This is a genomic window from Parajatrophihabitans canadensis, from assembly GCF_053764775.1.
The window spans coordinates 2,755,961-2,770,265 of sequence record NZ_CM132445.1 but is presented as its reverse complement, the minus strand read 5'-3'; the positions used below and the strand labels follow the sequence as shown (position 1 = coordinate 2,770,265).

Here is a 14,305-nt window from a genome sequence, read left to right as displayed (position 1 = left end):
GCGAAGGTTGGCTGAAAACGGCTAGCCGCGAAGGTTACGTACTCGTAGCGTTATCGCTCGGCTCGCCGATGCGGCGCGTCGGCCGAGCGTTACCCGCACGGCTTACGAGAAGCGACGAAGGGAACGTGTTCGGGTGTCTCAGCGAGGCTGGGCGTTGTTCGCGGCGATGTGCGTAATCTGGGGCCTGCCGTACCTGTTCATCAGGATCGCCGTGGAACACATCTCGCCCGGCTCGTTGGTGTTCCTTCGCACCGGCATAGCCGCGCTGGTGTTGCTGCCCCTCGCGCTTTGGCGTGCCGAGGTACGTCCCGTGCTTGTGCGATGGAGATGGCTGATCGTGTTCGCCGCGATCGAGATCATCGGGCCGTGGCTGCTTCTGTCCGATGCCGAGCGCCACCTCAACTCTTCGTTGGCGGGATTGCTGGTCGCCGCGGTGCCACTGATTGGTGCCGTTATCGCCTGGTTGAGTCCGAGTGGCGACCGCGTAAATCGCCTGCAGTTGATCGGCCTGTTGACGGGGCTGGCGGGCGTTGCGGCGCTCGTCGGCTTGGATTTCGGTGACCTTGATATGTCGGCTGTTGCCGAGATGGCGATCGTCTCCGTTTGTTACGCGGTTGGGCCAATCGTGCTTGCGCGTCGACTCTCTGACCTGCCAGGCCTCGGCGTGATAGCTTGCGCGCTGACAGTCAGCGCTGGCGCCACGCTGCCGTTCGTCATTCTGACGCCACCGAATCTAGGCCGGCCGTCGGTCGTGCTCAGTGTGATCGTGCTTGCGCTGGTCTGCACCGCGCTCGCCTTCGTCCTGTTCTTTGAGCTGATCGCGACCATCGGCCCAACGCGATCGACGGTGATCACCTATGTCAATCCTGCTGTGGCCCTGCTGCTGGGCGTCATTGTGCTGAATGAGGACGTCACGAGCGGGATGCTCGTCGGCTTCCCGTTGATCTTGGTCGGGTCGATCCTCGGCGCCCGAAAGGCGCCGACCAGCAGTGGTCAGGAGAGCACGCTGATGCCTGCAGGCTCCGTCAGTCGATCGTGACGACGCCATGCGGAGTGGTGAAGTGTGCCGAGACAATGCCGGTCTCGCCGTCATTTTCCGAAACGGGCAGCCATTTCACCTTCAGGCTAGCCAAGGCGTGGGACGCTTGCTCGCCTAAGAACGAGGAGACGGTCTCGCGCTCGCCGGCGATGTCAAGACGTTCCAAATTGACGACGCCACCGGCGGCGGCGGGATGCTCGGATCGATCGGATTCCCAGTGAATGAACCACGGTAACTGTGCGTCATTTGCGGTCTCGTTGATACCGATTTGTCGCCAACGCAAGTCGTAGCCGTCCGGTCGAACGCGATGCCCGGGTACCGACAGCCGACCGAGCTGCTTCTCGATAGCTGGTAGGTCAGAGACGCCGACTACCCAGTTCAACCAACCACCGCCGTTTTCACTGCGAGCCTTCACCAGGCGGCCAAAGGGTGCCATCTCCGCCGCGGGATGGTCGAGCGCCTCAACGATTTCGAGGTACACGCCCCCTCTGAGTGGAAGCACGAAGTTGCGGGTGCCAAAGCGTGGGTGTAGCCCGCCGTCGGTGAATCCGGCGCCAAGCTGTGCACCTAGACGTTGCACACATGAGGCAAGGCCCTCTTCACCAGCCGCGTAAGAAAGATGGTCCAGTCGCATGGTTCGATAGTGACCCAGAGCCAAAAGTAAGAAGCAGCCGGGGTCACATCACCCGGCCGCCAAAAGTCCCCGGGTGGGTGATATAAGGCGGCGTAATCAGACGATCTTTGACGTGAGGGTTATCAGCTCGAGCGTCGCCGAAAGCCCGGATTTGGTGGCTGACCCAAGCCGGGCGTCCTTGCCGCCGACGGACAGCCAGACGTCGGCAACGTCACTCGCCGTCCGGATCGGATTGCCCGCAGCTACGTGCTCGAGCAACGCGGCCGCGAGCCTTCCCTTGTGGTATTTGGACGGGTAGGAGATCACGGCAAGCGCACCACTTGGCTTCGGCGAGAGAATCCGGACACTCAGGATTCGCTCGTACAGCGGATCCTGTCGCGACGGCTGCCACATGGACAGATAGTCCGACGAGCGGAGGTCCACGATCAGGCCGTCGCCCAGCAGGGGCGGCAGCAAGGCAGACAGCTTCGGCCTCCAGTAGGTACCGGCCACTCCGACACCTGGCAGCGTCGCCTTTGCCGGGACGCGGTAGTTCGGGACAGGGTCAGCGCCCCGGACCGCTCCAAGTAGACCCGAGAATACGAGCACCGCCTTCGCAGCCGTGGTCCGCGCGCCGCGGCTCAGCTGGTGGGCGGCCAGGCCGTCGTAAACGACTCCGGAATAACGATCCAGGGCGGGACGCGTACCGCTGATCCGGACGCGGGCGTTGACCTGCATCGCCTCGCCGGCGATGGATTCGGGCAGGATGAGCGCCCGCGCCGCGGCAGCCGGATCAGCCGCGCGAAGCAGCGCTGCCAGAGCGTGGAAGACGGGAGCTCGAGCGGCGTCCAAGCTACCTGTGGCCTTACGAGCCTGTAGGGACTTGCCGGTCCCTCCGGGCGTTTTCGCCTCGCTCGGTGGCAGCAGGATTCGCACCCGGTGAACGTTAGCCTGCGTTCAGGTTGCGGTGCTCGCAGCAGGCAGCAGTAACGTACACAGCGTCTTTCGTGGCGGCAGCCGACTTCAGGCGTTTGACCCACTGGGTGTTGCGGACGGTGTAGCGCCGCCTGCCGGTCGGCTTGGCAACGCGATTCCGCACGCCTTCAGCGCGGCCTGAATCTTGGTGCCCTCCGCGCCACCGAACGCACCGAATCCGCCACCCGATGGGCGAACTCCAGATGGCCGGGCGCCACTGCGGAAACCGCCGGGCGGTCGCGAGAAAGTACCCGTCGGGCGTCCAGAGGGTCTGTTGAAGCTACCCGATGGGCGCGCGCCCGCGCTCGGTATCGAGATGCCCGCCGCCTTCAGACACGCCTGCACTTGTGCGTTCGCGAAAAACCCAGCCCCGCCGCGGCCTTGGCCCGCGCCTCGGCTCGTACTCGCCGCTGAGCTGGCGGCGGCTGGCGACTTCGAGCTGGACGAGCTGCAGGCTGCGAGAACCCCGCTGCCGAGCAAAGAGGTCAGAAGAACGGCCGGGACCGCAATCTTGTTGCGCAATTGCAGTTTTGTCATCGATCAAGCCTTTCGATGGTGGGTTTTAGGCGCTGCGGTAGGGGATAGCGGTGGCTGCCAGCCACAGTTTGAAATGTCGCTACTGCACGGCGACCGACGTTGCCGAGATCAGGCCGTTCGCTGCAGCACTTCCGCTCACCGCGACACTTGCGCCGACCTTCAAGATCGATCCGTACTTCGCCGTGACGACCGTACTTGCGGCGAGCAGTACGGGCACTTTCTTGCCGCCGAGGTTCTGGACGATCATGTTGCGGCCCGTCAGGCTTGACACGGTTCCGATTACGGCAGGTATTGCCGTGCCTGCGCCAGGCTGGCCACCAGAGCCGGTGCCCGTCGTTCCGAAGCCTCCGCTCCCGCCGAAACCTCCCGTCGCGCCCTCAGCGCCGCCGCGCTGACCGCCGAAACCTCCGGCGCCAGCACCCCCGGCTGCGGCGCGTGTGCCGCCGAAGGTCGCCCCCGCGCCGCCCCGACCTGCTGTTGCCGAACTTCCCTTGTCGTGATGTTTCTGTACCAACACCCCGCCCAGAAAACCAACTCCGACGATGATCAAGCCGACTAGTGCAATGCTCAATGTCCCGAGCCTGAAAGGTGGTTTCGGGATGAAGTCGGCGTCGGAATTGGCGTCGTCCCAGTCAATGTCCGGTGCTACCGAAGTCTGCTCCGGTTCAGTTGTCGCTTCCGGTGTAGGCCCATTTACCAATGCGTTGGCAACATCGTTGCGTTGCGAATGTGGGCGCGCACCCGACTCCACTAGGGAACGATGCACCGGGACCTGATTGGGCTCGTCGTCGAAGAATGAACTCATGGTTTCCTACTCGTAGCGAAGAGCATCGATGGGACGAAGACGTGAGGCGCGGTTGGCGGGATAAATTCCGAAGAACAGGCCGGTGAGCACAGCGACGCCAAACGCCAGCAGAACCGTCCAGGTTTCAACAACTGGTTGTATGCCGACAATCGTGAATCTGCTTCCGATCAGGCCGATCGCGACACCGACCAAGCCGCCAAGCACTGAGAGCACGACAGCTTCGGCGAGGAACTGCGTGACGATATTGAGGCGTCCGGCACCGATCGCCTTCCGGATGCCGATTTCGCGGGTACGTTCGGTGACGGTCACGAGCATGATGTTCATGACGCCGATACCGCCGACCAACAGGCTGATCGCCGCGACCGCCCCGAGCAGAACCGTGAGCGTCTTTGACGAACTCGTTGCCGTCTCGAGGATCGCGGCTTGATTCTGCACCGTGTAGTCCCGGGTAGTCGCGGTGACCTTGTGGCGCGAGTCCAGCACGGTTTCGATCTCGGCTTGCGCTGCGTCGAGTGCCTTCTGAGACCCTGCCTGCACCGAAATTGATTCGAGCGTGTTGACCGGGCCGGTTAGGTTGTTGGCTACTGACGTGAGAGGTGCGATGACCACAGCGTCGCTGTTGCTGTTGGCTGATGCTCCTTTGGCCTTCAGAACACCGACGACGACGAAGTCCTTGTCGTTGAATTGAACCGTTTTGCCAACGGCTGAAGTGACGTTACCGAAGAGGTTTTCAGCCATCGTGTAACCGAGAACGGCGACATCGGCATGGGAGGTGTACTGGGCGTCGGTGAAATAGCCGCCGGCGACGAGGGAGTAGTTGTTGATGCCGAAGTATGTTCCTGCCGTGCCGATGAACTGGCTGACCGACTGCGTGACGCCTTCGTATGTGGCAGTCACACTGGTTGCCGTCAACACCGGTGCTACGGCAATCACATCGGGGACCTGATTGGGATCGGTGAGCGCGAGCGCATCATCGAGGGTCAGGTAGGTGTTGCGAATCCTGCTTCCGGTATTCGAGGAGCCTGCCGCACCGCCGCCGCGCGCTCCGGCGAATCCACCGCCACCGAAGCCCCCACCGAGGCCGGCGCCGGCGAGTCCGCCACCGCCGCGTGCGCCAGCGAATCCTCCCGCGCCAACCGCCCCCGCGCGGCCGTTGCCATTCGCCGATCGCGACACAGTCAAGGTGTTTGTGCCCAACTGACTGATCGATTTCTTGACGGCTGCCGATGACCCGGTTCCCACCGAGAGCAGGATGATGACAGCCGAAACCCCGATCAGGATGCCGAGGGTCGTGAGCGCGGAGCGCATCTTGTTTGCGCTCACACCTCGAAGTGCGAACACCAGCGCCTCGCCCAGGATCACGGCGCTACCCCCGGTACTGCGACTGTCTGATGTTCGGCGCGTGCGCGCGGTGGGGCACCGGCCAGTGCTGACACCCGCATGTCGGAGATGATGTCGCCGTCCCGCATTTCGACGATCCGCTTTGCGTGCGCGGCAACTTCGGCCTCGTGGGTAATGATCACGATCGTCCGGCCGCGAGCGTTCAAGTCGTCGAACAGGCGCATGATCTCGAGGGTGGAATGACTGTCCAGCGCACCTGTCGGTTCATCTGCAAGCAACAGGATCGGCTCGGTGACGATCGCGCGCGCGATCGCGACGCGTTGCTGCTGACCCCCGGAGAGCTCATTCGGCCGATGGTCCATACGGTCGGTCAAGCCAACGAGTTCCAGCGCCCGCAGCGCGCGTAGCCGTCGGTCGCTCGCTCGGACCTTGGCGTAAGCGAGGGGAAGTGACACGTTCTCGATCGCTCGGGTACGCGGAATCAGGTTGAAGCTCTGAAAGACGAACCCGATCTTGCGATTTCGGATCTTGGCGAGCTGCGACTCTGCCAGTCGAGCGACATCGATACCGTCCAGCGCGTATCGGCCTCCTGTGGGAGCGTCCAAGCAGCCGATCAGGTTCATCATGGTGGACTTGCCAGAACCCGATGCACCCATGATCGCCACGTAGTCGCCACGATCTACGCGCAGGCTCACCCCTGCCAGCGCTCGTACTTCGGCCTCACCGCTGCCATAGACCTTGCTGACACGGTCGAGTTGCACTACCGGCCGGATCACCGGCCGCCAACCGTTCCACCGATTCCACTGCGTCCGCCGAAGTTCCCTGTAGTGCCCGTCGTACCTGTCGTGCTCGTCGAGGTCAGGGCGAGTTGATCACCGGCGCTGAGTCCCGCCACGATCTCGGTGAATCCGCCTCCGCTGACCCCGGTCTGTACGACAACTGTGGAGGTCTGTCCGTTCTTCACCGATCGGACTGTGCTAATACCGCCGGTAGTGGTGATGGCGGTCGTCGGAACCCGCAGCACATTCGCCTTACTGGCCGTGGTTATCACGACAGTCGCGGTCTGGCCCAGTCGGATCGTGCTGGGTGGGTTGGCGAGGGTAATTGTCGTTGGGTAGGTGACAACGCTCGACGTAACCGTTGAGGTGGGCGCGATCGCGGTCACCTTTCCGGTGAGGGTGATCCCATCTGGATGGGTCGCATCGGTCACCGCTGGAAAGGTGAGCGCCGCACTCTGGCCGACCTTGACCGATGCTATGTCGGCTTCGGCAATCGAGGCACTGAGAACCATCGAGGACACGTTCGAGATCGTCGCGATGCTCGAGCCCGTGCTTGCCGACGAAGTCGAAGACGTCGAAGACGTCGCCGAACTGTTGGTGCCGTTCGAATTGCTGCTTGAGCCGATCGATGAACTGCCCGAACCCGATGATCCCGAACCGGAGGACGTCGAGCCCGAAGTCGAACCAGCGGTACTGCCTAACACGGCGTTCAGAGCTGTCACCCGTCCCGCTGTCGGGGCCTTGACCGTACAACTGGCTACCCCATTCGAGGCAGCGGTCACGGCTTGCTGCGCGTTGGTTACGGCCGACGCCTGCTGGCTGGTGGGTGAGGTGGCTTCAGAGAGTTGCGTCTGAGCCTGGGTGGTTGATTGACCGTCCTTGAGCTCAGTGGAGGCCTGGGAGAACTGGGCCTGGCTGACGGCATTCTGGTCCTGGGCCAGTTGGGCGAGGGCGCTGTCGTACTTTGTCTGGGCTTGGCTCACTGCTTGGGTGTTCAGTGGCCGCGCGGCCTGCGCCGTGGCCAGCGCCTGTTTGGCCGAGACGATGCTTGCTGCGTCGTCGGAAACGGCAGCAGCCGCCCTGCTGAGCGAAGCTGCGGACTGGCTGGCATCCAGGGCCGCAGACTGTTGCGCTGCATTGAGGGATTGCTGAGCGCTTGCAATCGTTGTAGACAGCTGCGTCTGTGCCGCGGCGAGATCGGTTTTCGCTGTTGCCAGACTCTCAAGAGCGTCCGTGTTGTCGATTGTGACAAGAGGCTGACCCGCCGTGACGTCGGTTCCGAGCTGAACTGAAACGCTGGTCACCTTGCCGGAACACGTGGTTACCGTGACGTCTGTATCACCGCCGCTCGCCAGATTTCCGCTCGCGGACACCGTTGCGGTGACATCGCCCGATGAAACCGCAGTCGTCCGAGCTGCCGCCGTCGTAGCCTTGCTTGGGTCCCCTACGGCGACGTAGGCACCGACTGCGACGAGGACGACCACGCCGCCGAGAATGCCGTTGATGATCAGGGTCTGCTTCTTCACGAGGCGCATCATGAAGCCACTGCATGGGCGAAACCTATGCCGAGCCTGTGCTGAGTCTGTCAGTCCAATGATTCAAACCCAGAGACATCAGCGCAGTGATATGAGCACTTCGGGGTCGAGCACCACCAGGATCTGTAAGCCTTCCGGGGTGTCAGCGGCCAGCGCACTAGCTTGTTCGGAGTCGTTGACCCGTTCGGCTTGAACCAGGAGGCGGTGCAGCGAGCCTGCGGTGAGACCAGGCGGAAGCTGGCTTGCGGCCAGGCCGTGCTCATCGAGGTAGGCCATTGCCTCGTCGTCGGCGGTGTCGGGTCCCAGCAGTAGCCGTACTGGATCGGGTACCTGTTGGAGCTGCGGCCAAGCAGAGGCAAAGCCGCCGTGCAGCAGAAGAGTATCGACCTCGGCCGTCGGGACCCATTCGACCGACACGCTCTCGGCATTAACTGCCATCGGGTAGATCGGTCGACGTGGCCTCGCTACGACGGTCGTGTAGCTCCACGTGCCGTGATCGGCGATGTACAGCCCGATAGGTTCGATGTCGTCAGGATCGAGCCCGGCCTCTTCGTTGGCCTCACGTAGGGCCGCCTGAACGGGCGTCTCGCCGGCGTCCCGGGCACCGCCCGGAATGCCCCAGCTACCGCCCTCGTGCGTCCACGGCGCTCGGTGTTGCAGGACCACCCGATCGCCGTCGACGATAAGCAGCCCCGCGGCACCATAGAGGCCCCAATGCCGGTGACCGAACAAGCAGACGGTCCACCCATCGCCCGAACCCATTCGCACCCGCCTTGTCAGTTGTCGTACCCACTCCGGGAACCAGGCCGTGGCACGAACCGGGCGCTCATGAGATTGACGTCGGCCCGCCAGGTCGCCTCACGGCGGAAGGCCGCTCTGGGCGGCAAATGTGGGACCGGGGGCCATGGATCGGGCCGACGCCACCATCAGTTTACCGGTTCGGAAGGCGATGCTCATCCTGACGGACGGCGGTTCGCAGAAGGAGTTTCAATACGTCGGCTCGGTAAACGAACCTTTAGGCTGGTGGCGTGTCCGAGTCACAACGTCCGCATCGACCGGTGAGGCGTGCTGACATGGCTGCCCTGGCAGACGCCGTGGCGGCGGTCGAGCCGTTCGCCCGATCTGAGCTCGCCGACGCTACGGCTGCGGCTGTCATTACCCAAGGTCGAGAGAACGCTGACGGCTCGTTGGTCGACCTCGCCGATCGCGTCGGACTGGAGACACTCGCCGAGCTCTGGCGTGGCGAGCATCCCTCTAGCCTTCCGGGCGCGTTATGGGCGCTGTACCTGCTACGCCGCTGGTGCCGTTCAAACGGGGACGAGGTAACCCGGCTCTGGCGCGCTGGTCGCGGATTTGCGCCGGCCGACGAGGTAGTCGCTGGGGTGTCTGATGACGCTGATCCGGCCGCGATCAGCGCGCTGGCTGATGCGGTACTGACCGGGGCGTATTCGGGTGACTTCGACGTCGCGCTTGAACGTGCGGCGGCCTTTTTTCGGGTGGTAGCAGCAGGGCGCCGCGAATGTGCGGCGATCGGACCGGAAGGCGAACGCGAAAGGCAGCTCGCCGATCGCAATTCCGACGTGGCGGATGGCCTTGCGGTGGCAGCCGCGCGGTGGCGTGCCCAGCCGCTGTAGATACCGCGAGCGAGGCTGTGCGAACCGCGCTGCGAGGGGCCGGCGCTGACACGCGCAAGCGCCGCAACGTACCCGGAACCGATGACGCTCGCCCGCGCCTGTGGACGGTTCGTCGGTCGTCCACAGGCGCGTGGATAACACACTTCTACCGCGCAGGAGCGACGACTCTCGCTACATGACGTCAACGGAGTTCCTTCAATCCGAATCAGCGACCCGGGCGAGCTGGTCGAGACAATCCCATACCTGCTCGGGTTTCACCCGCGAGACAGCCTTGTCTTGATGGGTTTGGACGGCGGAGAGAACACGAAACACAGGAGTTCGACGGTGCAGGTCGCGGTGCGGGTCGATCTTCCGCCGAGTCCCGCGACACCCGGGGACTTCGAGCCATTGACGAGCGCCCTTCGCAATTCTCACGCCTCGGCGGTCGCCGCCGTCGTTTACGCTGAGCTGCCGCCGTCTGCGGCGGTGCAGAGATCCGAGTGGTTGCCGCTGACCAGTGCGGTCGAAGCGGCGGTCCGTGCCGCTGACCTGAAACTGATCGACATCTTGATCGTCTCGAAGTCGACGTGGTGGTCCTTGCTCTGCACAGAGCCGAGTTGCTGTCCGCGCGAGGGTACCGCTCGGGCGATCGGATGCTCGGCAGCCGCGGCCGCGGCAACGGTGGCTGGTCTCGTCGCGCTCGATGATCGGGCCGCAGTAGAAGCGCAACTCGCTGGAGACGCCGAGCTCAAGCGCCGCGAGTTGGAGCCACACCTCGAAATGGCCGAACACCGGGTAACCCGAGCGGTGCTGAACAACGGGGTGGCTCGGCTTGTCCAGTCAGATCTAGACGCGTTGGCCGAAGCGGCGCGCGTGCGTGCTGGCGGGCAGAGTCTGTCTGCCCAAACCGTGCCGAGCACGCACCAGGCGCTGACACCACACGAGCTCGCTCGGTTCGGGGTGGCCCTCGCCGACACCGCGATCCGCGACGAGATGTGGGTGGCGATTGACGAAGGCTCGATGGACGCCGAGCAGCTGCTACGAGAGCTGTTGCACCGGCTGCCCGCGCCGTACGACGCCGCACCGCTCTTCCTGCTCGGGTGGCACCAGTGGCGGGCCGGGAATGGCACCGTTGCGGGCATGGCCGCCGAGCGGGCCCTGGAGTCAGATCGAGGCTATTCCGCTGCTCGGTTGTTATTGCAGGCTGTGCGATCCGGCCTTGATCCTCGCAATACTCCTAGGCTGCGAAACCCGGACACGCCATGATCAGCGCTCGACGAGGTCGACCAACTCGGGAACCGTAACGAAGACCCCTTCGGCCACAGACGAATCGACCACTGTTGTCTGGGCGCCGCCGCTGATCTGAATTCCGCCGGACATACGGGCAATTGACACCGTTTTGCCCGGTGTCAGGCCGGACAGCGAGAATAGTCGCATCAGCTCGGCGTCGGGCTGCAGATTCTCACTGATGCGTTCGACCCGGACGTCGATCGTGCCCTCAGTAACGGACGCTGCGAGCGTCGACAGCAGAAACTCCTGGGACGGTCCGCCGAACGGAAGGCCCAGCTCTTCCAGGCCGGGAATGGGGTTGCCGTGCGGGCAAACCAAGGGCTTGTCCAGTAGCGCGAGAATCCTGCGTTCGACCGCGTCGCTCATCACGTGTTCCCAGCGACAGGCTTCGATATGCAGCTGATCCCATTCCAAACCGATCACGTCCTGTAGCAGGCGCTCGGCGAGACGGTGCTTGCGCATTACTGCCGTCGCCAGATGTCGTCCCTCATCCGTCAGTCGAAGGTGTCGGTCGCTCTCGACCTGCACGAGACCATCCCGCTCCATCCGGGCAACGGTCTGGCTTACGGTGGGGCCTGACTGGCTCAGTCGCTCGGCGATACGCGCCCGAAGCGGGGTAACGCCTTCTTCTTCGAGTTCGTAGATGGTGCGCAGATACATTTCCGTCGTATCGATCAAATCACTGTGATGGTGTTGATGACTATTCATGCCAGACCTCTTTCAACCGCTCGCGCCGCGGCGGCGCGCGGTGCTGAGTACCTATGTTAGAACCGTCACCGTGAATAAAGGTGCCGACGCGAGCCTCGTACGCATTTCGGAGCTAGCAGAGTCGTTAGCAGACACTGCCCAGGCCGCACCACCCGTGCTCATCGACGTCCGCTGGGTGGTTGGCTCACCACCTCAGCACAGCGCCTATCTCGCCGGGCATATTCCCACTGCGCACTTCTGCGACCTTGATGCCGATCTCGCTGACCCTCCGGGCGCCAAAGGTCGGCATCCGTTGCCTGACCCGATGCGCCTACAACAACGGATGCGGAGCTGGGGGATAGACGCCGATTCGACGGTGGTGGCCTACGACGGCGGTTCCTCGATTGCGGCAGCTCGAGCGTGGTGGGTCCTGAGATGGGCCGGACTCGAGCGTGTACGAGTTCTTGACGGCGGCTTGGCAGCGTGGACTCGGGCTGGGCTACGAATGGAAGTTGGCGCCGCGACGCCGGCAGCCGGCACTTTCCAGGTCCGGCCCGGTTCGTTACCGAGCCTCGACGCGACAACAGCGGGCAGCTGGGCCGCGCAGGGGAGGCTAGTCGACGTGCGGGCACCGGAACGATTTCGCGGTGAAAGCGAGCCCATCGATCCGGTGGCCGGCCACATCCCCGGAGCTCGGAATCTGCCGATCGCGGCAAACCTGGCACCAAACGGAACGTTCAAGTCCGCTGCAGAGCTTGCAATCGAGTTCGCCGGGGTTGCACGCAGTTCCGGCCACCCTGAGCCCCTCGGGGTCTACTGCGGATCGGGAGTCACGGCAGCACAGACGATGCTCGCCATGCACGAGGCCGGCATCGACGCAGTGCTGTACCCCGGATCTTGGAGCGAGTGGATCACCGATCCCAGTCGTCCGATTGCCACTGGGTGAAACCCCGCGCTCGGTAACTCAAGCCGGCGACCGACGGGTCCAATCGAGCAAGCGATCGACCGGCCAGGTGTTGATGATGCGGTCTGCGGGGATCCGGCTGGCGCTGGCAATTGCACAACCATAGGGCTTCCAATCGAGCTGCCCAGGCGCATGCGCGTCAGTGTCGATACTGAACAAGCAGCCGGCCGCGGTTGCTATCGAGAGCAGGTCGCCGGGAGGGTCGAGCCGCTCGGGACGGCTGTTGATCTCTACCGCAACGCCGGCGGCCGCGCACGCCTCGAAGACCGCGACCGGGTCGAACGAACTTTGCGGGCGTTTCTTGGCGCCGACCAGCCTGCCCGTGCAGTGGCCCAGGATGTTGGTGTGCTCATTGTTCACCGCGGCGATCATTCGTCTCGTCATTGCCGCGGCGTCCATCGCGAGCTTCGAGTGGACGGAGGCCACCACGACATCGAGCTCAACAAGCATCTCCGGCGATTGATCCAGCCGCCCGTCCTCGAGGATGTCGACCTCGATGCCGCTGAGGAGTCTGAATTCGCCCAGACGTGGCCGCAGGCTGTTGACGACCTTCAACTGCTCGCCGAGCCGCTCCGCCGTCAATCCACGTGCGACGGTGAGGCGAGGGGAGTGGTCGGTCAGGGCTTGATACTCGTTTCCGAGTTCGATTGCCGAGACGACCATCTCCTCGATCGGGCTGCCGCCGTCACTCCAATCCGAATGGGAGTGCAAATCGCCACGAAGTGCACGCAACAAGGTCTCGGCCTCAGCGTCAAGGTCGACCAGCGGCCCAGACTCGGCTTCGAGCTTCGCGAGATAGGTGGGAACCTGTCCGTCGAGGGCCTCGCTGATAACCGCAGCAGTCGCGTCACCGATCCCGGTGAGCTCCTTCAGCGACCCTGCCTGCGCTCTGGCGGCTATCTCCGCTTCGCCCCGAGTGGCGACAACCGACGCAGCCGTCCGGAAAGCCTTGACCCGGTAATCGCGGGCAAGTTCGCGCTCGAGCAGAAAGGCGATCCTTCGCAAGGCAGCAAGCGGCTCCACTCGTTCACCGTAGCGAGCGATCGATTCGCGAACGGGAACACACCCACGGCCGATGGACGAGCAGAGCTTGGACAGCTCAGGATTCGAGATAGTCCCGCAACGACTGCGCTCGCGATGGGTGGCGCAACTTGGCCATCGTCTCTCGCTCGATCTGACGAATCCGCTCCCTCGAGAGGTTGAACTTCTTGGCGATGTCATCGAGCGTGTGCGGATTGCCGTCGGCCAAGCCATAGCGAAGCCTGACAACCGCTGCTTCGCGCGGCTCGAGCGAATTCAGAACGTCGGCCAACTGCCGCCGCATGAGGTCGAACTCGACAGCCTCGGTCGGCTTCGTGGCTTCAGCGTCGGCAATAAAATCGCCCAACGACGAGTCCTCTTCGGTGCCAACCGTCTGATCGAGGCTAACGAGGTCACGTGCGTGGTCAACGAGTTCATGTAGGCGATCGATCGTGATATCGAGCTCGTGGCTGAGTTCCTCGTCGGTGGCGTCGCGTCCGAGACTCTGACCGAGTTCGCGGCGCATTCGCTGCATTTTGTTGATCTGCTCGACGAGGTGAACTGGGAGCCTGATAGTGCGTGACTGGTCCGCCATCGCACGGCTAATTGCCTGGCGAATCCACCACGTTGCGTACGTCGAAAACTTGAAGCCCTTGGTGTAGTCGAACTTCTCGACTGCGCGGATGAGACCAAGATTGCCCTCTTGGATCAGATCCAGAAAGGGCATCCCGCGTCCGGTGTATCGCTTCGCCAGCGACACGACCAACCGGAGGTTCGCACGCAGCAACAGGTCCTTCGCACGTTCGCCATCGGCGGCCAGTGCCTGGAGTTCCCGGCGTCGCGGAGCCGTCAGCCGTTTGCTGGTGGTGAGCAGGTGTGAGGCGTAGAGGCCTGCCTCGATGCGCTTGGAAAGTTCAACCTCTTCTACGGCTGACAGCAGCGAGACCTTGCCGATCTCGTTGAGGTAGGACCGAACCAGATCTGCGGCCTGCACGACCTCGTCGAGGTCCGCAGTCGCCAACGTCGGATTCACGTCGGTCAGGTCAGCCGAGAAGTCTTCGGCTACGGCAGTTGTAACGGTGGTGTCCACTTCGATGGGGTTTGAGG

At 63.5% G+C, this 14,305-nt stretch carries 15 protein-coding genes; 4 read left to right on the top strand and 11 right to left on the bottom strand.

What is annotated here, in order from left to right; all coding sequences use genetic code 11:
* Nucleotides 1-133 precede the first annotated feature (133 nt).
* On the top strand, nt 134-1,039 hold the full coding sequence (locus ACSMXN_RS13455) for a DMT family transporter (RefSeq protein ID WP_022911979.1): 906 nt from the start codon (nt 134-136) through the stop codon (nt 1,037-1,039).
* Here ACSMXN_RS13455 and ACSMXN_RS13450 read toward each other — a convergent pair.
* From ACSMXN_RS13450 to ACSMXN_RS13415, 8 genes are all read right to left on the bottom strand, one after another.
* The gene (locus ACSMXN_RS13450) at nt 1,026-1,673 is read right to left on the bottom strand and encodes a VOC family protein (protein ID WP_022911978.1); all 648 of its coding nucleotides are present in this window, start codon (nt 1,671-1,673) and stop codon (nt 1,026-1,028) included. The genes ACSMXN_RS13455 and ACSMXN_RS13450 overlap by 14 nt on opposite strands.
* Nucleotides 1,674-1,769: 96 nt before the next feature.
* Nucleotides 1,770-2,588, bottom strand: coding sequence for a peroxide stress protein YaaA (gene yaaA / locus ACSMXN_RS13445; protein WP_022911977.1), 819 nt, complete (start codon nt 2,586-2,588; stop codon nt 1,770-1,772).
* Between the two features lie 87 nt (nt 2,589-2,675).
* Nucleotides 2,676-3,164, bottom strand: a complete 489-nt coding sequence (locus ACSMXN_RS13440) for a hypothetical protein (protein WP_022911976.1) — start codon at nt 3,162-3,164, stop codon at nt 2,676-2,678.
* A 79-nt stretch (nt 3,165-3,243) separates the two neighbouring features.
* On the bottom strand, nt 3,244-3,969 hold the full coding sequence (locus ACSMXN_RS13435; RefSeq protein ID WP_022911975.1) for a DUF5666 domain-containing protein: 726 nt from the start codon (nt 3,967-3,969) through the stop codon (nt 3,244-3,246).
* Nucleotides 3,970-3,975: 6 nt separating this feature from the next.
* Nucleotides 3,976-5,277 carry an ABC transporter permease gene (locus tag ACSMXN_RS13430; RefSeq protein ID WP_051148778.1) on the bottom strand — a complete coding sequence of 434 codons (1,302 nt, stop codon included), beginning with the start codon at nt 5,275-5,277 and terminating at the stop codon, nt 3,976-3,978.
* A gap of 50 nt (nt 5,278-5,327) precedes the next feature.
* Nucleotides 5,328-6,086, bottom strand: a complete 759-nt coding sequence (locus ACSMXN_RS13425; protein ID WP_022911973.1) for an ABC transporter ATP-binding protein — start codon at nt 6,084-6,086, stop codon at nt 5,328-5,330.
* The gene (locus tag ACSMXN_RS13420) at nt 6,083-7,615 is read right to left on the bottom strand and encodes an HlyD family efflux transporter periplasmic adaptor subunit (RefSeq protein WP_196811147.1); all 1,533 of its coding nucleotides are present in this window, start codon (nt 7,613-7,615) and stop codon (nt 6,083-6,085) included. Before ACSMXN_RS13420 ends, ACSMXN_RS13425 begins: the two co-directional genes overlap by 4 nt.
* An 87-nt stretch (nt 7,616-7,702) precedes the next feature.
* Nucleotides 7,703-8,386, bottom strand: a complete 684-nt coding sequence (locus ACSMXN_RS13415; RefSeq protein ID WP_081648934.1) for an NUDIX hydrolase — start codon at nt 8,384-8,386, stop codon at nt 7,703-7,705.
* Between the two features lie 266 nt (nt 8,387-8,652).
* On the opposite strand from ACSMXN_RS13415, the gene ACSMXN_RS13410 reads away from it, so the two are divergent.
* Together ACSMXN_RS13410 and ACSMXN_RS13405 are read left to right on the top strand one after the other, a co-directional pair.
* The gene (locus tag ACSMXN_RS13410; protein WP_155958270.1) at nt 8,653-9,258 is read left to right on the top strand and encodes a hypothetical protein; all 606 of its coding nucleotides are present in this window, start codon (nt 8,653-8,655) and stop codon (nt 9,256-9,258) included.
* Nucleotides 9,259-9,456: 198 nt separating this feature from the next.
* Complete coding sequence (locus ACSMXN_RS13405) at nt 9,457-10,503, top strand: DUF4192 domain-containing protein (protein WP_081648933.1); 1,047 nt, start codon at nt 9,457-9,459, stop codon at nt 10,501-10,503.
* Here ACSMXN_RS13405 and ACSMXN_RS13400 read toward each other — a convergent pair whose 3' ends face one another.
* On the bottom strand, nt 10,504-11,235 hold the full coding sequence (locus ACSMXN_RS13400; RefSeq protein WP_022911967.1) for a metal-dependent transcriptional regulator: 732 nt from the start codon (nt 11,233-11,235) through the stop codon (nt 10,504-10,506).
* 70 nt (nt 11,236-11,305) lie between these two features.
* Here ACSMXN_RS13400 and ACSMXN_RS13395 point away from each other — a divergent pair, with 70 nt between their 5' ends.
* Nucleotides 11,306-12,160 carry a rhodanese-like domain-containing protein gene (locus tag ACSMXN_RS13395; protein WP_035943050.1) on the top strand — a complete coding sequence of 285 codons (855 nt, stop codon included), beginning with the start codon at nt 11,306-11,308 and terminating at the stop codon, nt 12,158-12,160.
* 18 nt (nt 12,161-12,178) lie between these two features.
* Here the strand turns inward: ACSMXN_RS13395 and ACSMXN_RS13390 are convergent, their stop codons facing one another.
* Nucleotides 12,179-13,201 (bottom strand): PHP domain-containing protein, encoded by a 1,023-nt coding sequence (locus ACSMXN_RS13390; protein WP_022911965.1) that lies wholly within the window; start codon nt 13,199-13,201, stop codon nt 12,179-12,181.
* 76 nt (nt 13,202-13,277) lie between these two features.
* Nucleotides 13,278-14,240, bottom strand: a complete 963-nt coding sequence (gene sigB, locus ACSMXN_RS13385; protein WP_027139095.1) for an RNA polymerase sigma factor SigB — start codon at nt 14,238-14,240, stop codon at nt 13,278-13,280.
* Between the last annotated feature and the right edge of the window lie 65 nt (nt 14,241-14,305).